This is a genomic window from Soonwooa sp. T0.1_25 (assembly GCF_057652215.1).
On record NZ_JBYFBZ010000002.1, the window covers coordinates 259,327 to 284,580 of the forward strand.

Here is a 25,254-nt window from a genome sequence, read left to right on the forward strand (position 1 = left end):
TTAAATTATTTCAAACCTAACATTTGAGGACCTTGTTCAAAAACAATATCGACAGGAATATTATGTGTTTTTAGCTTGTCAAGATCTTTTTGTAAATCTGCTGGGATAATACCTTTTTCGGCATACAATTTTTTAACGCCGTCATAATCGCCGTTACCTTGTAATGTTAAAACCAGTTCTGAAAGGCCATTCATCGCAGCTTCCATCTTCGGAACATTAACTTTATATCGTCCGTTGGCTGACTTTTCGAAAGCGCCTTTTTCAGCAAAGTAATTAAACGCAATCATATTCGCAGTGCCGTGCGCCGAACTTGCCCCGAATCTCACCGAACGGAAAATCCCAGCTAAAAATGTTACGAAATAATCTTCTTTACTTCCCGACAATTCGCCTTTTTGTAACAGTTGATTAACCATATAAAGTCCTAGGATATCCGCTTTTCCTTCTTCCAAAGCTGAGTTAGCTTCCTTCAATGCTTCGCGAACAGAGCCTCTGCCGTTAACTGTATTTTTAATGCCTAAGCCGTGCGCCACTTCATGGAACATCACGTTAGAAAAGAACGAATCAAATTTGATATTCTTCTGTTGACTTTCATCGATAAGCGAAGTTGCAATCGGAACCAAAATTTTATCAAACTTAGCTTTCATCGCATTTTTAAGTTGCAATCTTCTCGTTCCTTTTTCTAATTGAACTTTCTCATCATTTGGTAAGTTAATAGCAATGGTTTTTCCAGCTGCGTTGCAATCCCCAGCATAAAATACGACATCATAGGCATTAAGATCCGAATCTGTCCCTGGAACTTCCTTCTTATATTCTGCTTTTACAGGAAGATTGGTTTGCAACTCGGGAAGATATTTCACAAACTTCGCCAACTTGTTACTCCACTCCACATCTTTCACCAAAACATAAGCTTCAAAAGATGATTTGTAACCAAACATTTGGTCTTCATAATTTTCGATTGGGCCAATAACCAAATCCAAATTTGAATTTTTCATGTCCATCCAAGCCAAATCACTCGGATAATAATTATCTGTCATTAAAGCTTCTGCACGAAGTTTCAAATATTTTTTAAGACCTGCATCTTCCGCAATTGCTGACGCTTCATTCAGATAATTTGCAGCTTCTTGCAATTTAGTTTTAAATTCTACCGAATACGGCACCGCATATAATTTGCCTTTCGCATCTCTTTTAACAACAGAATAAGCCGATTTTCCGTCTTTAACATCAGCCTTTTCAAACTCAGCTTTTGTCATGTTAGTTGGATAGTAAGTCGCACCTTCTGGTTTTGCACCAACGCCCGCTACGAATGGCTTTTCGTTATTAAGACGATCCCAAGGTCCATAATTAATGATAGCATAATCTTTCGCTTCACCAGATAATTTGGACAACAATTTAGTTTTGTCACCGTAAGCTTGTTGCCAAAACAAATCGTCCATCACTTTTGCAGCTTTGAACATTAATTTCAAAACTTCTTTTTCTTTTGTTGTTAAATGGGAAATATCGGTTGTTAAATCAACTTTCGCGTATTGTTGAAAAGGATAAGACTCTTGCATTTTTGTAGTTTTTGCCTTTGTTTTAGTAGTTTTTTTCTGAGCCGAAAAATTGGTCAACAAACCCGAAACTGCTAATAAGCCAAGTATAATTGTTTTTGATTTCATTAGAATTAATTTGTGTAAATTTAGTTATTAATCTTCGGAGCAAGTCTATTTTCTTGTATTAAAACATGATAATTTTGATTTTAAAACCAGTCAAAAAGAGCATTTTTATTGAAAGGAATAGTTTTTGATTCTTCCGAAACTGAATATTAACACCATGCAAACTTGTCCAGAATGTGGCGAAAAAATCGTTGGTCGCTCTGATAAAAAATTCTGTTCTGATGCTTGTCGCAACAGTTACAATAATCGAATCAATAAAGATACGACCAATCTGATGCGAAATATTAATTATCAACTTCGCAAAAACCATCGTATTTTGACAGATTGCAATATTGACGGTAAAACCAAAATTTTAAAATCCAAATTGTTGGCTTTGGGATTCAGTTTCGAGTATTTTACGCAGATGGTTGTCTACAAAAACGCTTCGGAATACAGATTTGTCTATGACCAAGGTTACAAATTTTTGGAAGATGATTGGATTTTGCTGGTCAAAAACATTTCGAATTAAATTATGTATTTTATACTTATTATCGTTTTAGCAATCGCTACTACAGTCTTTCTGTTTATGCAACAACCGATTTTTGGTTCTAAATCTAGAGGTCGTCGCCTCGAAAGAATTAAAAAATCTGCAAACTTCCGAAAAGGACGTTTTCAAAATATAGAACATACGCCTAACTTCGGAGAAGGCTTTACACCCAAAAAAGTTATATGGGATTTTTTAACACAGAAAGTTCCTAATAAAACGCCAAAACAAGCCATTCCTTCAAAAAAAACTGAATTAAAATCTCAAAATTCGGATAACGAATTTTTAGTTTGGATGGGACATTCGTCTTACTATTTTCAGGTTGATGAGACAAAGTTTCTTGTAGATCCAGTCTTTAGCGGTAACGCATCACCAATTGCAGGTACAACAAAGGCTTTCAAAGGTTCGGATATTTATCAATCTGATGATTTTCCGGAGATCGATTATTTGATTATTACGCATGATCATTACGATCATTTGGATTATAAAACTTTAAAAAGTTTAAAACCAAAAATTAAGAAAATCATTTGTGGATTGGGTGTTGGTGCACATCTCGAACGTTGGGGATTTGCAGAAAACCAATTGATAGAACTCGATTGGTACGAAGATGCGGTTTTAGAAAAAAATATCCATATCACTTCTACCCCAGCCCGACATTTTTCTGGACGAGGCCTGAAAAGAGATATCAGTCTTTGGTCTTCCTTTGTGCTAAAATCTAATCGTCATAACATTTTTGTTGGTGGCGATAGTGGTTACGGAAAACATTTTAAAAACATTGGTGAAAAGTTCGGTCCTTTTGATTGGGCAATTCTCGAAAATGGACAATATAACGAGCGCTGGCATTACATCCACACTTTACCGTCCGAAACTATAAATGTTATCGAAGATCTACAAGCCGAAAATGTTATCCCTGTTCATTCTTCAAAATTTGCTTTAGCCATGCATTCTTGGAAAGAGCCTTTAGAGAAAATTACAGAAAATAGTCAAGGCAAAAACTTTAAAATCTTCACACCAATGATTGGCGAAAAGGTGGATTTAAATAATAAAAATCAAGAATTTGCAGCTTGGTGGGCTTCTTAAAATTTTGTTAAAAAAGATTATCTTTGCCGAAATTTACAAAAAGCTCGATGAAGAGAATTTTTACTATTGTTTTTTTAAGTATTGCTACGTTTCTACTGGCTCAAAATAAGTATCAAAATCAATATTATTTCTACGAAAATAAAGGTCAAATTATTGACCAAAAGGCAAAGCCAAATCCTGAGGTTAAGTATCTTTTTAATTCCGCGGGATTAAATGTCCAAATCAAGAAAACTGGTTTTTCTTATGATGTCTATGAAGTTGAAAAAAAAGTATCAAAAAAGAAACAAGCAACTTCTGAAAATACCATTAATCCTAAGCTTCAGAAAAAGCAAAATCAAGAGGTCGAATATACTTCTAAATATCATCGTATCGACATCAATCTCGTTAATGCCAACACTAATGTCCAAATTGAAGCTAACGGAAAATCGCCAGATTATGAGAATTATTACAATCTAGAGCACAACCCAAAAGGGGTTGAAAAAGTGCATCGTTATGAGCGAATTGTTTACAAAAATATTTATAATAATGTTGATTTAGTATTTTTTAAACCTGAAGATTCTACAAAAACCGTAGAATATAATTTCTTAGTTCATCCAGGTGGAAAAGTATCAGACATCAAAATGAAATTTGAAGGTGCCAAAATCAAATTAAAAGATGGCAAACTCGCTATGGCACTCCGTTTTGGAGAAATGCAAGAAAACATTCCTAACTCTTGGATAGAACATTCTAATTCAAAACAAAACATTGTTGTTAATTTCAAAGATTTAGGAAATCAAACATTTGGTTTTGATTCTGAAGTTAACATTTCTGATAAAACCATTGTTATAGATCCTGTGCCAACAAGGATTTGGGGGAGTTTTTTTGGTGGAGATAATGATGATTCTGCTAGTTTTATGACAAAAGATCTTTTTGACAATGTAATATTTACTGGACTAACCTATAGTAGATTAAATCTTGCAACCACCGGGTCTTACATTAATAATCATTGGTCTACAAATCCGCATATATTTGAAGTTGATGGCTATTTGACGAAATTTGACAAAGATGGACAACGCCTATTTAGCACCTATTTGAGAAGTACAACAAATCGTGTAGCAATAGATAAAAACAATGACATTATTGTAACAGGGTCAACAACTTACGAAAACCATGGTACACCTGGAACATACAAAAGCGCTTTACCAGCCTCTGATGGATTTGATGGATTCATTATTAAGCTTAATCCTGGAGGTACAAGAATATGGGGAACCTATTATGGGGGTGAAGATGCCGAGATTTTATCAGCACTTTCAATTGACCAAAATAATGATATTGTAATTGGAGGCTCAACCAATAGTAAAACGAGAATATCAACAAACGGAACAAATGCAGGAAACGCCAGCAATCAGGTTTATGATGGTTTCATCGCAAAATTTTCTACAAGCGGACAGTTAATTTGGGGTTCATACTTTGGAGGAAGTTTACAAAATAAAATCACAGATCTTACAACTGACGAAAAAAATAATATCTACGCGGTTGGAACGACATTTAGCAATGACGGGATTAGTTTTGGAAATAGCTATCAAACCACTAAAGGCAAAGACTTTGATGCTTTTTTAGCATCCTTTTCATCCAATGGAAATATAATTTTTGGTACATATCTAGGAGGTGATGGAGAAGATGTCGCCTACAATATAAGTTATGGTAATGATAAAGTATTGTTATCAGGTATTACTTATAGTAAGACAGGTATTGCTACTTCTGATGGAGAGTATCCTCAATATCAAAATCAAGCTCCCAATGGTTATAATTCTTTTTATACACTATTTAGCACCAATGGTAGTATCATTAGAAGTTCATATTTTCCATCAACAATTACAAATGTAAAATCTTTATCCAATGGAGATTTCTATCTCGTAGGAATCGCAAGGAATGATGAGGTAAGATTCTCAACTACAAATGCTTATCAAAGAATAGTTTTAGGTTATAGCGATGCCTTCATTTCAAAATATAATGGCTTAAATTTTTCAAAAATATGGGCGACTTATTTTGGAGGCTCATCAACTGACTCAGGAAGTGATATTGCAATCAGTGAAGCATCAAAAACAATCTTTCTATGCGGATCAACTAGCAGTTCTGATCGAATTGGTACACCAGGAACATACATGCCAACTAACACTGCTTCCGCAGGAAAAGCATTTATTTCGAAGTTTAGTGATTGTATTAATAATCCTTTTGTCTCCTCAAATTCTCCAATTTGTGTTGGTAGTGGCATCGAACTAAAAGCGTCTGGCGGGACAAATTTTTCTTGGACTGGTCCTAATGGTTTTACATCCAGTCTGCAAAATCCTATTATCCCAAATGCTACAACTGCAAATTCTGGTGTATATTCTTGTGATATTAAAGGAAGTGGTGGTTGCGATGGTACTTATACAGTTAATGTTTTTGTTGGTGATGTTGAAAAACCAATTCCTGACAATCCTAATCTTCCAAAATTAACTGGTGATTGTAATTTTGTAGTGACACCAATTCCGACTGCGACAGACAAATGTGCAGGAAAAATTACAGCAACAACGACAGATCCTTTAAGTTATAGTCTTCCTGGTCTTTATACAATTACTTGGACATACAATGACGGAAATGGAAATACCGAAACACAAACCCAACTAGTAGAAATTACCGATCAACCGAGACCTACTGGAAATCCTCAACAGAATTTCTGCGCAATAGATCAACCAAAAATTTCAGATATCCAAGTTGTTGGGACTAACCTAAAATGGTATGACGCGAGTGGTGCGATTTTACCAGTAAATACAGCCTTGGTTGATAATAAAAAATATTATGTCACACAAAATAGCGCCGGTTGTGAAAGTTCAAAACTAGAAATCTTGGTTAAAATTTCAGATCCTGTGGCACCATCTGGAAATTCCTTTCAAAACTTTTGTATTGGACAACATCCGACCTTAGCAGATATTGCACTTACAGGACAAAATATCAAATGGTATAATGCATCAAATATTTTATTAGCCCAAACAACTTCACTTATTGATGGCGAAACTTATTATGCAACACAAACAATTTCTAGTTGTGAAAGTATTAATAAATTAGCTGTAAAAGTTGCCGTTAATAATAGTAGTATACCTGCTAAAAATTATGTTGAACCTACATTTTGTAATGATACAACAGATGATTTTAAATTTATTAATTTAAACGATTATAGAACTAAATTAATTACTAATATAACCAGTTTACAATTCACTTTTTATGATAGTAACCATCAATTGGTGCCTGATTTTACAAAAGCCAAACTCAATATTGGGCATAACCTTTTTAATGTCGAAATTAAAAACACAGTTGGTTGTTCGCAATGGTTTACATTAGAATTTAATTTAAATAAAAAACCAAAACTAAGCCTTCCTCCCGAAGTTGAATTTTGTAGTGGCATCGATGCAGAACTTAATGCTGGCGACTGTGCAGGATGTACTTTCTCATGGAATACTGGCGAAACAACTCAAATTATTAAAACTCAAACTGAAGGCACATATTCGGTTACTGTCACCACTGAAAAAACTTGTCAAAACTCGGCATCAGTCGTTGTTAAAAAAGCAAAACTTGCAACGATTAAAAATATCCAAATAGAAAATAATTTAGTAACAATTATAATGTCCGAAGCTGGCAATTATCTATATTCTGATGATAATATCAACTGGCAAACCTCTAACCAATTTAAATTAGAAAACGGAAATTACACCATCTATGTTAAAACAAAAGCGGGATGCATAATCGACCAACGTACAATTAGTATTTTCGAAATCCCGAATAATTTTTCCCCGAATGCTGATGGTATTAACGACACTTGGAAAATTAAAGGTTTAGAAAATTATAAAGATTCTCAAGTCATTGTTTTGGATCGATTTGGTAAGAAGCTTTTCGAAACCAAAGTTAATGGCATTTTTGAATGGAACGGAAAAATCAATGGACATCCATTGCCAACAGATACTTATTGGTATATCATTAATGTTAGTGATGACCGAAGTTTCAAAGGATTTTTGGTTTTAATAAATCGAAATTAATTTTAATTAAAAAAAACAGCGCCTCAAAATTGAAGCGCTGTTTTGTTATATTTCTGAAATTTATTATTGGAATAAATCTTCTTCTACTGGTTTTTCAACAGGATACTTTTCTGTGAAACATCCAAAACAATGATTCTTAGATCCTAAAATATCTTGCAAATTAGGAACAGACAAAAACTCCAAACTATCAACTTCTAGATAATCTCTAAGTTCATCTTTGGTCATATTTGCTGAGATTAAATCATCTTTAGTCGGCGTATCGATTCCTAAAAAACAAGGCGCAATAATTGGTGGGGAAACACTTCTAAAGTGAATTTCCTTAACACCTGCTTTTTTAAGTATTTTAACCAAACGCTTTGACGTTGTTCCTCTAACAATCGAGTCGTCGATAATCACAACACGTTTGTCTTTAATTTCGGAAACAATTGGATTTAATTTAAGATTAACATAATGCTCGCGCATCTCTTGCGACGGAATAATAAATGATCTCCCGATATAACGATTCTTGATCAACACTGGACGGAAAGGGATTCCCGAAGCTTTCGCAAAACCAATTGCAGCAGGAACACCAGAATCTGGAACACCAATCACTACATCCGCTTCAACAGGCGCTTGTTCCCAGATTTTCATACCTGATTTCTCACGAACTTCGTGCACATTGATGCCTTCCAACATCGAGTCGGGACGCGCAAAATAAATATATTCGAAAGAGCAAATTCTGTTTGTGCAATTTTCTTTAACCAAATAAGATTGAAGTCCTTTTTCGTTATCGCTTGTATAGACGATTTCGCCTGGAAGAATATCACGCACATATTGTGCACCAACACCATCCAAAGCACAAGATTCTGATGCCACAACAAAAGTTTTTTCGTCAATCGCTCCTAAAACCAAAGGTCGAATACCGTTAAAATCACGGAACGCAAAGAATTTATTTCGAGTAACACCAACTACAGAATAAGCACCTTCAATCTTTTCCATCGTCGCTTTAATCGCACCACGAAGTCCAAGATCTAGGTTTTTCTGAATTAATCTTAAAATAACCTCAGAATCCGAAGTCGCACGGAACACCACACCTTCTTCCTCCAACTCTTTTTTGAGTTGTTTGGCGTTGGTCAGATTTCCGTTGTGCGCGATGGATAAGATAATTTGATCATATTCGTTCTTTGCAAAGAAAGGTTGATAATTGTATTTTTTTTTGTCGCCCGCTGTCGTGTAACGCGTGTGACCGATAACACAATTTCCCATGAAAGTTTCGGGATTTTCGATGGTTTTAAAAACATCCAAAACCAAACCTTCATCTTTTATAGAATACATTTTCCCATCGTTACCAACGGTAATTCCGCAAGCTTCTTGCCCACGATGTTGCAATGCAAAAAGTCCAAATTGTGATAACGAAAATGTGTCTGTATTTTCGTCGGAAACCAAACCAAAAATCCCGCATTCTTCTTCCATTTTGTCAAACGGATAAGCGCCAGCTTCTGGTTCTTGATTTTTTAATTCTTCGAATTCGTTATAGCGATTCTGAAACGCATATTTTGATAACGAACTGAAGTTTTGAAATTGTAAATTCATTTTTTAATTTCTATAGAACTTATGAATTAACTGCTTTTTGTAATCGATCATATATCTCTTCATAAGCTTCTGTAACTTCTCCAAGATCTCTTCTGAAACGGTCTTTGTCCAACTTCTTCATCGTATCTTTATCCCAAAGACGACAAGTATCTGGTGAGATTTCGTCTGCTAAAACGATTTTTCCGTCCGAAGTTTTTCCCAATTCGATTTTAAAATCGACAAGGATAATATTCATTTTATCAAATAGCGCAATCAACAATTGGTTGATTTTGTCCGTTAAAGCGTACATTTCTTTAAGTTCATCATAAGATGCAGCGCCCAAAAATACAGCGTGATGATCGTTGATTAGCGGATCTCCTAACTCGTCTTTTTTGTAGCAAAGATCAAAAATAGTCACTGGCGATTTAAGACCTTCTTCAACACCAAGACGTTGCGCCATACTTCCCGCAACATAGTTACGCACCACCATTTCCAACGGAATAATGTCCACTTTTTTCACCAATTGCTCGATATCACCAAGCTTTTCGATAAAGTGTGTCGGGATTCCATTTTTTGCTAAATATTCGAAAATTAAAGTTGAAATAGCATTGTTTAATTCGCCTTTTCTAGCGAAAGAACCACGCTTTTGTGCATTGAAAGCTGTTGCATCATCTTTGTATCTTACAATAACCTCATCTGCTTTGTCTGTTGCGAAAACCTGTTTTGCTTTACCTTCATAAAGCATTTCTTTCTTTTCCATTTATTCTTTTTACTTTTTTACTTTTAATTTATTTCTATACAAATTTACGGAAATAATTGGTTTAAATCTGAACCAAAATTCCCGTTAAGATTGCGATTCCAAAACTTAATAAAGTCCCTATTAATACATATTCTGTCAGTTTCCGTTGTTTAGCTTGTGCCAAATCGCTAAATCTAAAAACCGACTTCGCCGCAATCATAAAACCCACACCTTCCCAATGATTAACAACTATAAAAACGAAAACCATTAATCGTTCCAAAATTCCAATATATTTGCCTGCGTTGGCTAAAGAATCTGTCTGAACGGAATCTTTATCTTGCGGATTGGGCGTCCAAAAACTTATCATTAATTTAATAATAATCGAACAAGGCGTCGTTAGGAAAACAGCTGCTGTAAAGAGTTTGAGATTGATTTCATTAAAGATAATACTCCAATCTATATTTTGTTGAATGATTAAACTTAAAGCAATTATTACTGCAATATGTAAAAATTGGTCGATGAAAAACCATAATCGTTTATTTTTAGGTTTTTGAAACTGAAGTTTCGCGGCATCAATTACAAAATGTGTCGCGCCAACAACCAATGCAATCCACCAATAATTGAGATTCCAAAGAAATACGAAACTCAAAATTGTGTGCACCAATACATGAATGTACAAATATAGACTTGCTAATTTTTTTTGCTCTTTATCGTTAACCCACGCATTTGGCTGGAAGACGAAATCTCCGAGTAAATGAGCCAATATGAGTGGTAAAAAAATCATTTTTGCTGAGAGATTAGTTGTCGATAATAAGCTTCGGTTTCCATCAAAAGATCGTAGTTAGCGCGTTTTAGACGTTGGCTAATGGAGGATTGTGTCAAGTTAAGTAACTTCGCAGCTTCGTCTTGGTTGATGTCTTTTTTATTTAAAAACAAATCAACGATTTCTGCCGACATCACACTCCAACTATCAACGGTTAAACTCACCCATTTAAAAATCAGATTAAGTTGAGCATCGAGTTCTGGCTTTTCTGACGCGATATGAAGATTTATTTTTTCGGCTTTTATACGTTCAAGATTACGTCCAGAATTGACAAAAGCGCTGCCGTTACTTTGTGACACTTTATCAGCGACAAAATTTTGATCTCCCAAACCAATCGAAATACGAACGTCTAAATCCTGGATTTTTTTGATGCCAGCTTTTATTTTTAAAAACTCTAGAAAAGCATCTTCAGCATTTGGAATAAGATACTGAAACTCGTCGCCGCGGTAGTTTTCCCATTCTTGCGAAGTTTTCCCTTCAAAAATCTCTTGCAAAGCTTTGTACCAAACTTCTGCCCCGAATTTTTGAGAGTCAATAATATCGCCTGTGATTACCGCTTTCATAATGCAAATATAATAAAAATCGCTAATATTTTAAAATATAATACAAAAAGCTTATAAATTAAAACATTAGCGAAAAACATTATAATCAATAAATATTAGCAAAATAACTTATATTTATAACATATTAGCGAAATAGCTTATCTCTTAATAAACTGCTGAACTTTGTCATCCAATTTTAAGAAATACACACCAGCAGACAGATTAGCGACATTTAAAGAAGCATTTTTAGCATTCAAAGTTCCTGATTTCACCAATCTTCCCATAGAATCTAAAATCTGGAAATTAGCAATAACATGATCTGATTTAACATTCAAAATATCTGAAACTGGATTTGGATAGATGCTTGTGTTCGCCAATAAACTAACATTTTGTGATGCCAAGGATCCTAAATTTTGACAATAATCTTTTGGATAAGATTGCCACTCTGCGTCATCATAAGTTTTGGTCGGATTTTTAACACTTGCCAAACGGTATAAAGATTTATCCGTATTCGTATTATCCATTCCTTTATTACCAATCGCATCAACAGGAAAATTTTTGTAGTTAAGCTCTACATAATTATAACCCGAAAATGTCAAAGCTGGCGACGCCGATTGGAATCTTGCATTTTCTGTTGGATAACACGACAAAGTGGCATTAGGATTAATTGCGACAAAACTTTGACCATGCGGCAGAATTCCTTCTAATTCTAGTGGCTTTTCAAAATAATAGTTTGTACCACTTTTATATTGCGCAGATAAACGATAATTTTTGAGATCGATATCGTGTCCAGTAAGGTTTTTAATTTCTAAAGCACGATTATTAGACGTCCCCTCGATATATTTATCAATCATCAAATCGCTCGCATAGGCATCATTTTCCAAAGTCGTTATTGACAGCATATTACTTTGAGAACTTTTCAAATAAGCATTATTATATGCAATAACGCTGAAGTTATAAGTCGTTAACGGTGTTAAACGATCGGCAACATATTTATTAGAAGAAGTTTTACCGATTAAAGTTCCGTCTTGGTAAACTTCGTAACCGATAACCGTTGGATCTTGACTTGGTGTCCATTGCAAACTAGCAAAATACGCAGAAGTTTTGGTTGTTACTAAATCCGAAACCGCTTGTGGCGCAGTTGTCGCAATAGTTTGATTCCAAATTGAATTAACCCATTCTGGGTGATCGATAAAAGGATTTCTATTTTTCTGAATTTGATAAACGTAATTGTTACGATCAATTTCTTTTTGCGAAACAGGATCTAGATTATGCCAATTAATCAACATCTGGATGTACCATTTTTCGAAAGCTTGCTCCTCGCTACCATTCAAAGGGTTTTGATCTTTTGTAGGATCTGCGGTTGTATCAAAATTAAAACTGCCCAACTTACCTTCATAACGAACAGCAAAATAAAGTAAAGACCTAGCTATATCACCTTTAAACTCGTTAATTGGTTCGTAAACTCGACCTGTATAAGTTGCGTTTGGTACTGCAATATTACCAATTTTTGAAGTATTCGTAAAAGTATGAAAAATTGTTGATCCCACTGTTCCGTACGGATAATTACTTCTCAACTGATTGATTCTTGCATCCGTCGGAATCACAAAAAATAAATCCGAATACATTGGATAATTGCTATTGAAGGAACTTTGAGGCATAACATGCTCACGATTCCAGCCAAGACCTTCGGCATTAGCGGAGCCAATCATTTGACTAAAATTGTATGCATAAGCATCTGGACCAGTCGGGATTTCAGAATACATATCCAATAAACTTCCATCATTTTCATAATAACGATCGACGTCGGTTGTTGCATAGAAAGTTTGCAAATCACCATAATTCCAGCTAATAGGTTTGGCAGAAATAATGTCGTGTAATTTAGACTTCAACTGGTAACCAGAAAGATTTTCGGTACCGCTGTAATAACCACCTGTTTGACCAAAAAACAAACTTGGTAGAATTAATAATCCAAAATAAAGTTTTTTCATACTCTAAAATTATAAAGGCGTTAAAGATAATTAATTATCTTTTTAAAAATTGAAATAGATTATTAATATATTATTAAAAGCTAATAAATTAACTATTAATAATTTAACAAACTAAAACCCGATCATTAAAAAGAAAAATTTTGTCTCCTTTCTAAATTGAGTTATATTTGGAACTCAATAAATTAATATGGACAGCACAACTATGGACAACTTAAAAATGGTCGCTGAAACGGCTAGAGAATTTGCAGAAAAAAATATCCGCCCAAACATTATGGAATGGGACGAAAGTCAAACTTTTCCAATAGAACTATTCCACCAATTAGGAGAAATGGGTTTTATGGGTATTGTTATTCCTGAACAATATGGTGGTTCTGGACTTGGATACCACGAGTATGTAGCAATTTTGGACGAAATTTCTCAAGTTGACCCATCCATTGGACTGTCTGTAGCGGCCCACAATTCACTTTGTACTAATCACATCTACGAATTCGGGAACGAAGAACAACGTATGAAGTGGCTTCCACAACTAGCATCTGGTAAAGTTATCGGTGCTTGGGGACTTACAGAACACAACACAGGATCTGACTCTGGGGGTATGTCAACAACTGCGGTTAAAGATGGTGACGAGTGGGTTATCAACGGTGCTAAGAACTTCATCACACACGCTATTTCTGGTGATATTGCTGTTGTTATGACAAGAACAGGAGAAAAAGGCGCTAAGAATAATTCTACAGCTTTCGTTTTAGAAAAAGGAATGCCAGGTTTCTCTTCTGGTAAAAAAGAAAACAAGTTGGGAATGCGCGCATCAGAAACTGCAGAGCTTATTTTTGACAATGTACGTGTACCAGATTCTCACAGATTGGGCGAGGTTGGAGAAGGCTTCAAACAAGCGATGAAAATCTTGGATGGTGGTAGAATCTCTATTGCTGCTTTATCTTTAGGAACTGCGAGAGGCGCTTACAAAGCAGCTCTTAAATATGCCAAAGAAAGACAACAATTCGGGAAATCAATTTCAGAATTCCAAGCGATTAATTTTATGTTAGCTGACATGGCAACAGAAATCGATGCATCAGAACTTTTAATCCAAAGAGCTTCAACTTTAAAAATGGCTAAACAACCAATGACTAAAGAAGGTGCAATGGCAAAACTTTACGCATCGGAAGCATGTGTAAGAATCTCTAACAATGCTGTACAAATCTTTGGAGGTTACGGTTACACGAAGGACTTCCCGGCTGAGAAATTCTACAGAGATTCTAAACTTTGTACCATTGGTGAAGGAACTTCAGAAATCCAAAGATTGGTAATCGGAAGAGATATCACAAAATAGAAATACATTTATGATCGACGCGTTTTAATTTATGATTAAATAATTGTAGACAAGAACCAAAAGATTTTAAATAAAAATAAAGACCGGAAAATTGTTTCGGTCTTTTTCTTTGCACCTTAATCATTATATTTGCTTAAACTTTTATAAAAAAATGGACAAAATAGATAGCTTGAACCAAGTAGGAGAATTTCATAAAACCTTTAAAGCACCAATTCTGGATACGCCACAAATCCCATCTAAGGAACGTTGCGATCTAAGAGTCAGTCTTTTGCAAGAAGAACTTAACGAGCTAAAACAAGCGATTGCAGATAATGATTTGGTAGAAATTGCAGATGCACTTTGCGACCTTCAGTATGTATTGTCTGGCGCGGTTTTAGAATTCGGGATGGGTGACAAGTTTGTAGAACTTTTCAACGAGGTACAACGTTCTAACATGTCAAAAGCTTGCTCTACAGAGGAAGAAGCAGAAGCAACAGTCAAAAATTATCAAGACAAAGGTGTTGATGTTTTCTTCGAAAAATCGGGCGAAAAATATAATGTTTATCGTAAAGAAGACAACAAAGTCTTGAAAAGCATCAACTACTCCCCTGCTGACCTTAAGTCTATTCTGTCTTAATTAAAAAACAAAAAGATGATAAAATCAATTTCAAAACTAATGTTATTTGGCGCTTTAGCATTAAGCATACAAAGTTGTATCGCACAAAAAGTTGTCGTTAACCGCGAAGTCGACACACAGTCTGACGGCAAAATTTTATTAGGCGAACAGACTTTGGAACAGTTTAAAAAAGAACCATTTTCGGATTGGTATGACAAAGAATACAACGATTACAAAATAGATGAAGAAAGCTTAAAAGCGCTTAAAAAAGAGAAGGTTTCGGGTTATTCTTACATCGTATTTTTAGGAACTTGGTGTGGCGATAGTCATCGAGAATTCCCTCGTTTTATGAAAATTATGGATGCAGCGGGTGTTAATCATAACAAAATCCAAATTATCGCTGTTAATCGCAAAAAGGAATCTCCAAATGGTGAAGAAGGACTTTTTAACATCCAAAGAGTACCTACTTTTATCGTTAAAAAATATGGAAACGAAGTTGGCAGAATTATTGAATATCCTGAATCTGGGTTCTTGGAAAAAGATCTCTTAAATATTTTAAAAAAGAAAGGTCAAACCAAATTAGCACCAGAGGTTAATGAAAAATATTAATACAATATTATCTTTTGTGGTTGGAATTCTTCTAACCATTTTTTGTCTATTAGCGTGGAAAGGCTGCCACAAAGAAGAAGCGGCGGTCATCAATAAAGATTATTATCTACTAACCAACCAAATCACCAAAATGAACAAAATGGTGGTTATGGAACAGGATTTTTCTAGCTTCCAAACGCATAAAAGCAAGGCTTTTTCGATTGGTGGTTATGATGTTCTTCCAAAAGAAATGGTGCTTTACACCACTGCAAAAGCGCAGGTTTCTTACGACTTAAAAAAGATGAAAATAGATGTCGACACTGTTAATAAAAAATTGGTTATCGATGCGCTTCCACAAGCGGATATAAAAGTTTTTCCTGATGTTAAAATCCACTTTATGGACGATTATGCGATCAACAGATTTAGCCAAGCCGACATCAACGGCATTATGGATTCTGCTAAGAAAAACATGGAGAAAAACATTGATTACACCAAACTAAAACAGGAAGGAAACAAACAATTAATCGATAACCTTAACGAGATTTTTGTTCTCGCAAAAGCTCTCAATTATAAAGTTGAAGACCGAACTAACACGATAAAACTTCCTGATTTATAAAACAAAAAGTCCCGAGCTATTCGGGACTTTTTTATGTGTTAAAGTTAAATCTTTTATAAAATTTCGCAGGTTAATCCACGTTCGGACAGCATTTGATTCATTGGTTTTAATAAATCCAAATCGCCTGTCTTCACAGTACATTTTCCTTTGTAATGCACCAACATTGTGCATTGTTCGGCTTGTTCTAATGTATGTTTACAAATGTCTATCAAACAATCGATAACAAAATCAAACGTGTTGACATCATCATTGTACAAAACCAGTTTGTAGACTTCGTCTTCTTTTTCCAAAACCGAGACATCTTCTTCGTGTTGTCGTTGTGGCTTGTCAAAATAATCGTGATTATAAATTCTCATTGATTTTAATTTAAAATTATGAAACTTTTGGTTAAGCTTCCACGTCAAAATCGGGTTCGTGCGGGGTATAGATCAACTCGACAACTTCCACACTTTTGTTTTGCATTTTAAGAATTTTGATGTGATAATCGTTGCAATCAAACTCTTGATTTTCTTCGGGTATATCTTCCAATTCTTTAAGAATAAATCCAGCCAAGGTATTATACTCCGACTCGTCTGACAAAGGAAAAGTTTTTGGCAAAAACTCATTAATCTCTTCCAAAGGTTGCGTTGCTTGTACCCAGTAGACATTTTTAGCAACTTCGTCAACGATTTTTTCTTCTTCGTCTTCCTCATCTTGGATCTCTCCAACCAGTTCTTCCAAAATATCTTCTAACGTGATAATACCTTCTGTGCCACCAAACTCGTCGATAACAACTGCAAGATGTTGTTTTTTCTGTTGAAAAATTTTAAGCAAATCCGATATTTTTTTGCTGCCCACCACAAAGTAAGCTTCACGCATCAATCGTTTAAGATCATCATGAGACAGCTCGCCTTTGCTTTTGATATATTCGCGGATAATTTCTTTAGTGTAAAAAATACCAATAATATTATCGATAGATCCTTCGTAGACTGGGATACGAGAATATCCACTCTCCATCAACTGGTTGATAATATCTTCTCGATCATCTTCTATATCAACAGAAACGATATTCTGTCTTGGGATCATAATTTGCTTTGCATTGTGATCTGTAAAATCGAAAGCATTCTTAATAATTTCGTAGTTTTCTTCTTGTATCTCGCCACTGTCTGCACTTTGTTTCACCAACAATTGCAGTTCTTCGGTAGAGTGTATATCTTGATCCGTAGCAGGATTAATATTAATCATTCTTAAAAAACCATTTGATAATGAATTCATCAACCAAATAAATGGTTTGAAAACATTATAAAACAAACGAAGTGGTGTTGCAATAAAAAATGTGGTAGGCTCAGACTTACGAATGGCAATCGACTTTGGCACCAATTCTCCAAAAACAATATGCATAATTGTAATTAGTAAAAAGCTACATACCACAGAAATTGTGGTAATGGTTGTCTGGGAACTGCTTAAGTTAAAATAGTGAAAGGCATCTTCGATTATATGATGCAGAGCACTCTCTCCAACCCAACCCAAAGCTAGAGATGCTAGGGTAATACCTAATTGTGTGGCTGACAGATACTCATCAAGATGTTTGATAATATGCTCTGCTTGTTTTGCCATTTTGTTACCCTCAGCCGCTTTTAGCTGAATCTGTGAATAACGCACTTTAACGATTGAAAATTCTGCGGCTACGAAAAAGCCATTGAGTAGCACTAATAAGAGCGCAATAAGAAGTTTGACTAAACTATCGGGGTCCATTTAGAATTTTAAAAATATTTTGGCAAAGATAGTTAAAAAATTGATTGTAGAAGTTTTGAAACCAAATGGTTGATGAAATTAAATTTCAACTCATTATGGTTTTTTTTAGAACTTAACAAAAATTCAGAGCACAATAAAAAAAGGAATCCGTTTCTCAACGAATCCCCTTTCATTATTATGTAAAAAACTTCTCAAAATACTAATTGATACTTTCTTTGCCGGTAGTTTTTGCTTTGTTCTGAACAGATTTTGGTTTAGGTTGTTCAAGGCTGCCTCCAGAATTTTGTACAGCTTTTTGATTTGCTGATACTTTAGTTTTTGAACTCAAAGATCCTTCATCACTCTTCGAACTGTTAAAGTTGATTCCTCTGTTTTCAGGAAATTTATAGGCTTTTGGTTCGATGTATTTCCCAATCATGTTCGCAGGCTTTGCTTCTTCGGCTTTCAAGGTATTAACATTATGCATGTAAGGATCGTTTCGTACCCCCTTCACTTCCCAGCTTACTTCGACATTAGGTTGATTGGTACTGATTTCGAATTGGTTGTCGGATATTTTTTTAGAAATAATTGCCTGTGCAAAAGTTCCGATCACTGTTAACTGATATCTGAAATCCTTATTGATGGTACCAAAATAATCTGGTAATTTTACGGTTGCTTTCCCGTTTGCATCAGTTTTTGCATTTCCACTGTAGATATTCAGAACTTCGTTGCTCTCTATTGAAAAATGGCGAAGAATTTTGTTTTCAGGATCTAATGGGTGATCAATTGTAAACGCTTTTACTCCTGTTGCTGTGAAATTTCCTCCCACATGAAGACGAGCAGTTGGTGTACTCATGTTAATTCCCACATTTCCCGTGGTATTTTCAATAGTTAATCTTTCACCACCACCTTCTAATTCAAAAACTTGCAGGTTGTCGTTTGCGGGATTATTTCTAATATTCCATTGTCTTACACCATTTTTTGCAAAACGCAGTGCTGCATCTCCATTAAAAGCATCAATATCTATTAAAGAGTAACTTGAGGTGGATTTGTTTCTAATTCCGGTTAAACCTCCATGTACAACATCTAGTTTATAGCTTGGTAAATTCGTACCAATACCAACTGCGCTGCCATCATCACTTATTTGTGAATCTCCCAGCTGTGTTCCAGTTGGTGAAAATTTAGAAATTTTATTCACGGTTCCCGAAATTCCTGCAACAGATTGTGCAGTTTTTGCGCTCAATGCATAAGGAACACTTAATAGTTGAGAAGTTGATATAAGTGAATAAGCAGTTCCGCCGTTCGGATCAATTTCCGTTTTTACAAAATAGGGACCTGTGTTCCAGTTAATTCCAGCTAAAGTGCCGGTAATTGGAGTTCCAGAACCAATTTGCAAAGTAAGTAGACCGTTTGCATTTGTCGTTGGATTTGGGGTGAATGATTCCTGGTAAACCACAGTTCCAGATGCGGAAGTTTGCAAAATGCTTACTTTCACCCCGATACTTTTATTAGCGGCAAGTGCATTTCCTGCGCCTCTTACGATCGCTTGATAACTAATGAGATTCGGTGATTGCGCATAAATTCCTTGGAAAAGCAAAAGAATAAAAATCGCAAGCACTTTAAGAGTAAAATTTTTCATGGTTATGTTGTTTTTAGTTGTTATTTTTTAATGATTTGGTAAATTACTTTTTGATGATTTTAAATGTTTTCAACACGACATTTTCAGCTGAAACTTTCAAGATATATATTCCCGAAGGACTTTGCTGCAAATCAATTTGTGACTCTTTGCTTTGAATTTTAGCATTTCTAATCATTTTTCCAGACGTGTCGAAAAGTTCATAAGAGGAACTTCTTTTGGCAAAATCTGCAAAATTCAAGAATAGAATGGATGAGGTGGGATTGGGATAGACTTTCATTTCTAGAACAATCGAAGGATTATCGTCAACGCCCAAATTCGAAATTTCGTAAGCTTGATGAACGCCTTCCGTTGCAGAAAAGGTGCTTGTAAAAGTACTTTTAGTAAAAGCTTGACCAATCGAAAAAGCGATACTTCCAGATGCGCCATTGGTACTGCCACCACTAGCGTTGAACGATTGTTGCGCAATTCCTTTAGAAGAAATCAATAGCACAATCATTATTAATAATTGTTTTTTTTTCATGGGTTAATTTTTAAAAGTTTAAATAAATTCTAGCATCTTTCATCCTTTTCACAAACCTGAATTGATTGTTGAAATTTCATTAATGAAAACTCGTAGAATGATTTAGAAAGTCGCTGCAGATTGAGATTAAACTATTTTTCAGCTTTAACTTAACCGCTTCTGCAGCGACACACAATAGTCGAATCCGAAGACTCATAATGAAAACATTACTTCTCAATGATTAACTTCTTCGTCACTTCGCTGCCGTCTTCTAGTTTTATTTTTAGATTAACGACACTTGTAGAAGCTTGAATCTTGAATTCATGGTTATCAGTTGTTTTTAGTTTTAAAAGTTTCCCGCTAAAGTCAAAGGCTTGAACAGACAATACTTTTTTGTCAGACTCAATTTTGAAATCATCTTTAACAGGATTCGGAACGATACGAACGCCTTTCATATCCAGCATTTGGTTACCTACGGCTAACGTACTGTAACAAGTTGTTGACTTTAATCCGTATACAGAATTGTTGACAATATCATTTCCATAAGTGGTAAGGTTAGCAAACATACCTGTTGTTGTCACTTGACGTTGTGCTGCACAATCTTTATAATAACTCCACGCCAACCAACCGATGCCATATTCGCAGGCTTTTGTCAAAACTCGTTTATAAATATGATTGATATCCGTATCTCCACAAGCATTAGCATCCTGAATATTCGCAATTTCACCTAGAAAGAAATAATATGGACTATTTTTCATTTCCAACATTTTAGCATCAATTGCTGCATTGTTATTTGCATAACCTACCCAATAAGTGTGCGCAGAAAAAATGACATTTTTAAGATTATCGGCATTGTAAATAGTCGCTGCAGAATTGTTAACCAAGGTAGTAGACGCCATACCACAATCTGGCGCATCGATCATAATTGGGACTTTATAACCTTCTGTTCTTAAGCTAGCAACTGCTGCTGCATAATTGTTAGTAAAATCTGTTGTGTTACCACCCCAAGCGGTATCATTCCCAAACTCGTTGGCGATGTTAATAATCACACGATCTTGGCGCGCATTTATAATGTTTTTAATGGCAGTTTGTTTCCAAAAACTCATAATCTTGTTGTTGAAAGTTGGCCAATCATTAGAACAAGTTAGATCATGAATTTCCAAAATTGTGTAAAGTCCTTTGCTTGTGCAATAGTCGATAAATGCTGCTAGTTTTCCATTGTCAATATAAGATTGTAATGTTCCTGGTGCATTTACATCTCTCCAATGCACACCATTGGTATTCCAAGGGATTCTTATGGCATTAGCACCAGTTTTTACAAATTCATTGATTTTGGTTTGATAAGTAGAAGGCACATTAAAGTCAACATCACCATCATCTAAGATTGGATAATTCATTCCTTTTAAGATGAGTGGCGTTCCGTTGGCTGTTTTTAAAGTTTTGCCTTCAACTTTTAGATATTGTGCTTGCGAGAATGCAAACAACATCATCGCTGCAAATAATGTAATTTTTGTTTTCATAATTAATGTTTTATTTGTTTTTTGATACTCCAAATGTCAACATTAATTAGTAACTCTTTGACAGCCAATTGTCGAATGGCGAGTTTCAGTTGTCGAATGGTGAGATTTTGCCCACCAATCTCATTTTATATCTTTTGGAAAAGATTGAGGAATTCTGTCTTTTTCGCACGGCTGATATTGACATATTTTCCGTCGTTCATTACGATTTCGCCGCCATCACCACGAATATATTGTTTAACAAATTTCAAATTGATAATATAAGATTTGTGCGCTCGGAAGAAATTGGGTTGATCGCTTAAGACTTCTTCAAACATCGAAATCCCTTTACTAATAAGATGTTTGGTTTGATCTTTCATCACGATATTACAATAAGAACCACTAGCTTCGACATACATAATATCTTCGATCATCACAAACAATAAGCCTTCTTGCACCGACAGCGCAATCCGATCTTGGATTTTATCTTTATCGAATTTATAAACATTACTCAGTTGTTCTTTTGAAACAAAAAGTTGATCCTGACGAAATCGTTCTATAAGTTCCTGAATATCTTCCACAGAAATAGGTTTTAGAAGATAATCTAGCGCACTCATTTTCAAAGCTTTAATCGCATACTGATTGTAAGCGGTCGTAAATACAAATTTAAAATCAAAAGATTCAAACTGTTCCAAAACTTCGAAACCTGTAAGATTTGGCATTTCGATATCTAGAAAGACGATGTCTGGTTTCAAAGTTTCTATTGCAGCTTTCGCTTCGCGGCTGTCTTGCAAAATCGCCAATATCTCGACATCATCAACCTGTTTAAGAAGATGTTCTAAGGTGATGAGGCAATGCTTCTCATCATCCAAAATAATAGTTTTAATCATGTCTATTCATTATTTTGATTAATACTTTTGTTCCTATCCCGACCAAATTGCTATCATACAAATCCAAAATCTCTACTTGATTTTTTTTGTCCAAACCAAGAATACGACCTTTCGTAATTTCTAAACCATAAGATTTGTGCGTCGAAGATTTTCTAATTTCAGCAGCTCTTTGCCGTCCAACACCATCATCTTCGATTTCGATATTAATTAAATCAAAATCATCAACATCGCGAAAAAATCTAATTTCTAAATGTCCTTTTTCATTCTTATGATTGATGCCATGCCAAATTGCATTTTCTAAAAACGGTTGCAAAATAAGTGGCGGCAGACAAATATCTTCGGGCTCAATGTCGTTAGAAATCATAATATTATAATCAAATTTATGTTCCATTCGTACTGCTTCGAGGTCAAGATAAAGTTTTGTCGCTTCTAATTCCTCTTTCAGACTAATCGATTCCTTTTGAGAGTTATCGAGAATCTTGCGCATCAATTTTGAAAATGATGTCAAATATCTACTCGCCTCCTTGTCTTTATTCTGAATGATAAAACTATTAATAGAGTTAAGCGAATTGAATAAAAAATGAGGATTCATCTGCGATCGCAACATTTTGTTTTCATTTTCTTTAGCGCGTTTTTTTAGAATACCTTTTTGTTTTTCTTGTTGAACTAAAAAATAAGTGAATCTAAATGTCATAATTGCCACCAACAAAAGACTTAACAACCAAAACCACCACGTTTTATAAAATGGTGCCGAAATATCAAACTTAAACTTCAAAGTTCTTGGTTGGATATTTCCGAGGTTGTCGCCCACTTGGACTTCGACAAGATAATCTCCCGCAACAGGCTTTACAAGGCTAATTTTTGGTTCGTTTCCGAGATAAGTCCATTCTTCATTGTTGATTCTGTATCGATAGATAAGCTTGTCTTTGTCAGCAAAATTTAATGCAGAAAAATGAAAATCCAATTGATTGAGTTCTTTTTCTTTAAACTTTAAAACTTCATTTTCTCCAAAATCTAAATTCTCGTTATTGGCTTTAATACTTGTCAATTTTAAAACATTGATTAACTCAGTACGAAGAATCGTTTTAAGATTAATTTTTTGAACATTATACTCGCTTGAAAAATACAACCAATCATTTTTTGTCAAATAAAAAGCTTGTGTAACGTCATTGGAAGCCAAACCATCAATTTTGGAAAGCCGAGTCGTCTTATCATTTTTTAGATTGAATTGATACAAACCTTCCCCACTTCCGAACCAAATATTGGCTTTAGAATCTTGTGCAATGCCTTGGATATTATCATTCCCGATTTTGAATTCTCTAGTGTTCATCGACTTTACAATAACGCCATCAGGATTAACGATATTCCAACCGCCGTAGGCCGAAAAAATCACATTTCCATTTTGCAAAAAAGCTACGCGATTGTAATAATCCGCAATAAAAGAATCATGATTATTTTTAATTTTAGTAATTTGTTGAAAAGCTTTCGATTTTTTATCAAAATAAGAAATCCCAAAATCCTGAGGCATCCAACTTGCAAGCCACATTTTATCGCCTTTTGTCACCAAATCATTAAATAAATTGATGCTAAAAAAGCTTTTATTATTATTTAAAAATGTTGGTAATTCTTTCAAACTCAACAAATCATAAACCCTAATTGGTCCAGAATCTGGAAGTACCCAAATTTTAGAATCCCAAACCTTAGCAAGCTTCGCTTTATAATTCTCACTCGTAATTATTTTTTCAAATGGCTCATTATCATTTATTTTCTTTCTAAAGATCCCAACATCCGTCGCAACATACAGCATTTGCCCCTCGATAGACAAACGTGTCGGCGTCCCAGAGATTGGAAAAGTCTCAATTTGCTTATCTATATTTTCACGATAAATCAACTGTTGTTGATCTGCAAACCACACTTGCCCGAGTGGATCTTCTACAATATCAGCGATAATTTTAGGTACAGGCTTGTTAAGATTAATACTCAGAATTTTGTTTTGTTCTTTAAAAACTTTAAGAAGTCCGTTGTTGGTTGACACCCAAAAAATTCGAGTTTCAGAATCGTAAAATACATTATTAATCGTTTCGAGACTTTGGACAATCGTCTGAGTTTTATTGCTTTTAACATCGAAAGTAGAGACTTGATGTTCATCATAAAAAGCCAACAAGTTATTAGAAATCGGCTGTTGGACAAACTTTGCAGAAGTCGTCAAAAGCACTTGCTTAGGAATAACGGATTGCTCATCAAGCTTTCCGAGCCAAGCGTCGGGTGACGTCACAAAAATATCGTTGCCTAATTGTGTTGCGCTATTGATATTTTGTCGTTTAACCAAAGATATTTTATCCAAAGATCTATCCCACTCAAAAATCCCAAACTTAGAAAACATCAACAAGCCTTTCTTACTTGGTATAAATTGAAAATTAAATTTTAAATCCTTATTTTTTTTATCAATTAAAAAGCTTTTTTGTTTTTTAGTTTTTAAATCAAAATATTTAACATGATTAAAATCTGTCGACCAAACTTTATCTTCATAATAAAAAATATTTTCGAAATGGTCGTTATTAGGATTACTATCTCGAAAATTAACTTGGCATAAAATCTCTAATTTACTATGGACATTATTTAGTTTTATTAAGCCTTTTCCAGATTCTTCCAAGAAAATACTTTGTTGATCGGTGCTTGCAAAATAGACCGATGACGAAATATCTTTATGTGGAACGAAGACATAAGCATCATAGACAGAAATCCCTTTTTGGGTGTAGATATACAGGAAATTATCTTTTTTGAAAGTACCAAACACTTTATCAGACGGCAATCCATCGGTATATTGTACCAACTCAGTCCGATAAACAGACTGAGATAAATAGAAAATCGGTATCAAGAAAAAAAATAATCTTGCTAGCATTTTTGTGACATAGGTGTTATCGTAAGGAAATTAAGC

The 25,254-nt window shown here is 34.7% G+C and carries 20 protein-coding genes; 7 read left to right on the forward strand and 13 right to left on the reverse strand.

What is annotated here, in order from left to right; translation table 11 throughout:
* Nucleotides 1-5: 5 nt before the first annotated feature.
* Nucleotides 6-1,655, reverse strand: coding sequence for a dipeptidyl-peptidase 3 family protein (locus tag AC23MB_RS04315; protein ID WP_487786605.1), 1,650 nt, complete (start codon nt 1,653-1,655; stop codon nt 6-8).
* A gap of 154 nt (nt 1,656-1,809) precedes the next feature.
* Between AC23MB_RS04315 and AC23MB_RS04320 the strand changes: the two genes are divergently transcribed.
* Genes AC23MB_RS04320 through AC23MB_RS04330 form a run of 3 tightly spaced genes read left to right on the forward strand, consistent with a single transcriptional unit; the run spans nt 1,810 to nt 7,307 of the window.
* Entirely contained in the window at nt 1,810-2,160 is a 351-nt protein-coding gene (locus AC23MB_RS04320) for a hypothetical protein (RefSeq protein WP_079665837.1), read from the forward strand.
* Nucleotides 2,161-2,163: 3 nt separating this feature from the next.
* Nucleotides 2,164-3,255, forward strand: coding sequence for an MBL fold metallo-hydrolase (locus tag AC23MB_RS04325; protein WP_487786606.1), 1,092 nt, complete (start codon nt 2,164-2,166; stop codon nt 3,253-3,255).
* Nucleotides 3,256-3,302: 47 nt separating this feature from the next.
* A complete protein-coding gene (locus AC23MB_RS04330) occupies nt 3,303-7,307 on the forward strand; it encodes a DUF7948 domain-containing protein (protein ID WP_487786607.1) in 4,005 nt (1,334 codons plus the stop codon).
* Nucleotides 7,308-7,370: 63 nt separating this feature from the next.
* Here the strand turns inward: AC23MB_RS04330 and purF are convergent, their stop codons facing one another.
* From purF to AC23MB_RS04355, 5 genes are all read right to left on the reverse strand, one after another.
* The gene (gene purF / locus AC23MB_RS04335; RefSeq protein WP_312323210.1) at nt 7,371-8,759 is read right to left on the reverse strand and encodes an amidophosphoribosyltransferase; all 1,389 of its coding nucleotides are present in this window, start codon (nt 8,757-8,759) and stop codon (nt 7,371-7,373) included.
* A gap of 139 nt (nt 8,760-8,898) precedes the next feature.
* Nucleotides 8,899-9,618: a phosphoribosylaminoimidazolesuccinocarboxamide synthase gene (gene purC / locus AC23MB_RS04340; protein WP_312323207.1), complete on the reverse strand. Its 720-nt coding sequence runs from the start codon at nt 9,616-9,618 to the stop codon at nt 8,899-8,901.
* Nucleotides 9,619-9,679: 61 nt separating this feature from the next.
* Nucleotides 9,680-10,381: a DUF3307 domain-containing protein gene (locus tag AC23MB_RS04345; protein WP_313027912.1), complete on the reverse strand. Its 702-nt coding sequence runs from the start codon at nt 10,379-10,381 to the stop codon at nt 9,680-9,682.
* Entirely contained in the window at nt 10,378-10,983 is a 606-nt protein-coding gene (locus AC23MB_RS04350; protein ID WP_312322167.1) for a SatD family protein, read from the reverse strand. Before AC23MB_RS04350 ends, AC23MB_RS04345 begins: the two co-directional genes overlap by 4 nt.
* 137 nt (nt 10,984-11,120) lie before the next feature.
* Nucleotides 11,121-12,953: an endonuclease gene (locus tag AC23MB_RS04355; protein WP_487786608.1), complete on the reverse strand. Its 1,833-nt coding sequence runs from the start codon at nt 12,951-12,953 to the stop codon at nt 11,121-11,123.
* A 187-nt stretch (nt 12,954-13,140) separates the two neighbouring features.
* On the opposite strand from AC23MB_RS04355, the gene AC23MB_RS04360 reads away from it, so the two are divergent.
* The 4 genes from AC23MB_RS04360 (at nt 13,141) to AC23MB_RS04375 (ending at nt 16,079) form a co-directional block, all read left to right on the forward strand.
* Complete coding sequence (locus AC23MB_RS04360) at nt 13,141-14,280, forward strand: acyl-CoA dehydrogenase family protein (RefSeq protein WP_374330764.1); 1,140 nt, start codon at nt 13,141-13,143, stop codon at nt 14,278-14,280.
* 151 nt (nt 14,281-14,431) lie between these two features.
* Nucleotides 14,432-14,896, forward strand: a complete 465-nt coding sequence (locus tag AC23MB_RS04365; RefSeq protein WP_312322164.1) for a nucleoside triphosphate pyrophosphohydrolase family protein — start codon at nt 14,432-14,434, stop codon at nt 14,894-14,896.
* Between the two features lie 15 nt (nt 14,897-14,911).
* Nucleotides 14,912-15,484: a TlpA family protein disulfide reductase gene (locus AC23MB_RS04370; RefSeq protein WP_313027904.1), complete on the forward strand. Its 573-nt coding sequence runs from the start codon at nt 14,912-14,914 to the stop codon at nt 15,482-15,484.
* Entirely contained in the window at nt 15,471-16,079 is a 609-nt protein-coding gene (locus AC23MB_RS04375) for a DUF4230 domain-containing protein (RefSeq protein WP_487786609.1), read from the forward strand. The genes AC23MB_RS04370 and AC23MB_RS04375 overlap by 14 nt, the downstream gene beginning before the upstream one ends.
* Before the next feature lie 53 nt (nt 16,080-16,132).
* On the opposite strand, the gene AC23MB_RS04380 is transcribed toward AC23MB_RS04375, so the two are convergent.
* From AC23MB_RS04380 to AC23MB_RS04410, 7 genes are all read right to left on the reverse strand, one after another.
* Nucleotides 16,133-16,435: an ATP-dependent Clp protease adaptor ClpS gene (locus AC23MB_RS04380; RefSeq protein ID WP_487786610.1), complete on the reverse strand. Its 303-nt coding sequence runs from the start codon at nt 16,433-16,435 to the stop codon at nt 16,133-16,135.
* A gap of 31 nt (nt 16,436-16,466) precedes the next feature.
* A complete protein-coding gene (locus tag AC23MB_RS04385) occupies nt 16,467-17,813 on the reverse strand; it encodes a CNNM domain-containing protein (protein WP_409508219.1) in 1,347 nt (448 codons plus the stop codon).
* Nucleotides 17,814-18,012: 199 nt separating this feature from the next.
* Nucleotides 18,013-19,431 carry a hypothetical protein gene (locus tag AC23MB_RS04390; protein ID WP_487786611.1) on the reverse strand — a complete coding sequence of 473 codons (1,419 nt, stop codon included), beginning with the start codon at nt 19,429-19,431 and terminating at the stop codon, nt 18,013-18,015.
* A gap of 43 nt (nt 19,432-19,474) precedes the next feature.
* Nucleotides 19,475-19,951: a T9SS type A sorting domain-containing protein gene (locus AC23MB_RS04395; protein WP_313027892.1), complete on the reverse strand. Its 477-nt coding sequence runs from the start codon at nt 19,949-19,951 to the stop codon at nt 19,475-19,477.
* A gap of 206 nt (nt 19,952-20,157) precedes the next feature.
* The gene (locus AC23MB_RS04400) at nt 20,158-21,450 is read right to left on the reverse strand and encodes a cellulase family glycosylhydrolase (RefSeq protein ID WP_487786612.1); all 1,293 of its coding nucleotides are present in this window, start codon (nt 21,448-21,450) and stop codon (nt 20,158-20,160) included.
* Nucleotides 21,451-21,575: 125 nt separating this feature from the next.
* The gene (locus AC23MB_RS04405) at nt 21,576-22,316 is read right to left on the reverse strand and encodes a LytR/AlgR family response regulator transcription factor (RefSeq protein WP_487786613.1); all 741 of its coding nucleotides are present in this window, start codon (nt 22,314-22,316) and stop codon (nt 21,576-21,578) included.
* On the reverse strand, nt 22,309-25,218 hold the full coding sequence (locus AC23MB_RS04410; RefSeq protein ID WP_487786614.1) for a sensor histidine kinase: 2,910 nt from the start codon (nt 25,216-25,218) through the stop codon (nt 22,309-22,311). Before AC23MB_RS04410 ends, AC23MB_RS04405 begins: the two co-directional genes overlap by 8 nt.
* Nucleotides 25,219-25,254: the final 36 nt, after the last annotated feature.

Excerpts from the sequence above, each read along its gene's own strand:
- AC23MB_RS04315 (WP_487786605.1), bottom strand. The coding sequence starts at position 1,655 with ATGAAATCAAAAACAATTATACTTGGCTTATTAGCAGTTTCGGGTTTG.
- AC23MB_RS04320 (WP_079665837.1), top strand. The coding sequence starts at position 1,810 with ATGCAAACTTGTCCAGAATGTGGCGAAAAAATCGTTGGTCGCTCTGAT.
- AC23MB_RS04325 (WP_487786606.1), top strand. The coding sequence starts at position 2,164 with ATGTATTTTATACTTATTATCGTTTTAGCAATCGCTACTACAGTCTTT.
- AC23MB_RS04330 (WP_487786607.1), top strand. The coding sequence starts at position 3,303 with ATGAAGAGAATTTTTACTATTGTTTTTTTAAGTATTGCTACGTTTCTA.
- purF (WP_312323210.1), bottom strand. The coding sequence starts at position 8,759 with ATGGAAGAAGAATGCGGGATTTTTGGTTTGGTTTCCGACGAAAATACA.
- purC (WP_312323207.1), bottom strand. The coding sequence starts at position 9,618 with ATGGAAAAGAAAGAAATGCTTTATGAAGGTAAAGCAAAACAGGTTTTC.
- AC23MB_RS04345 (WP_313027912.1), bottom strand. The coding sequence starts at position 10,381 with ATGATTTTTTTACCACTCATATTGGCTCATTTACTCGGAGATTTCGTC.
- AC23MB_RS04350 (WP_312322167.1), bottom strand. The coding sequence starts at position 10,983 with ATGAAAGCGGTAATCACAGGCGATATTATTGACTCTCAAAAATTCGGG.
- AC23MB_RS04355 (WP_487786608.1), bottom strand. The coding sequence starts at position 12,953 with ATGAAAAAACTTTATTTTGGATTATTAATTCTACCAAGTTTGTTTTTT.
- AC23MB_RS04360 (WP_374330764.1), top strand. The coding sequence starts at position 13,141 with ATGGACAGCACAACTATGGACAACTTAAAAATGGTCGCTGAAACGGCT.
- AC23MB_RS04365 (WP_312322164.1), top strand. The coding sequence starts at position 14,432 with ATGGACAAAATAGATAGCTTGAACCAAGTAGGAGAATTTCATAAAACC.
- AC23MB_RS04370 (WP_313027904.1), top strand. The coding sequence starts at position 14,912 with ATGATAAAATCAATTTCAAAACTAATGTTATTTGGCGCTTTAGCATTA.
- AC23MB_RS04375 (WP_487786609.1), top strand. The coding sequence starts at position 15,471 with ATGAAAAATATTAATACAATATTATCTTTTGTGGTTGGAATTCTTCTA.
- AC23MB_RS04380 (WP_487786610.1), bottom strand. The coding sequence starts at position 16,435 with ATGAGAATTTATAATCACGATTATTTTGACAAGCCACAACGACAACAC.
- AC23MB_RS04385 (WP_409508219.1), bottom strand. The coding sequence starts at position 17,813 with ATGGACCCCGATAGTTTAGTCAAACTTCTTATTGCGCTCTTATTAGTG.
- AC23MB_RS04390 (WP_487786611.1), bottom strand. The coding sequence starts at position 19,431 with ATGAAAAATTTTACTCTTAAAGTGCTTGCGATTTTTATTCTTTTGCTT.
- AC23MB_RS04395 (WP_313027892.1), bottom strand. The coding sequence starts at position 19,951 with ATGAAAAAAAAACAATTATTAATAATGATTGTGCTATTGATTTCTTCT.
- AC23MB_RS04400 (WP_487786612.1), bottom strand. The coding sequence starts at position 21,450 with ATGAAAACAAAAATTACATTATTTGCAGCGATGATGTTGTTTGCATTC.
- AC23MB_RS04405 (WP_487786613.1), bottom strand. The coding sequence starts at position 22,316 with ATGATTAAAACTATTATTTTGGATGATGAGAAGCATTGCCTCATCACC.
- AC23MB_RS04410 (WP_487786614.1), bottom strand. The coding sequence starts at position 25,218 with ATGCTAGCAAGATTATTTTTTTTCTTGATACCGATTTTCTATTTATCT.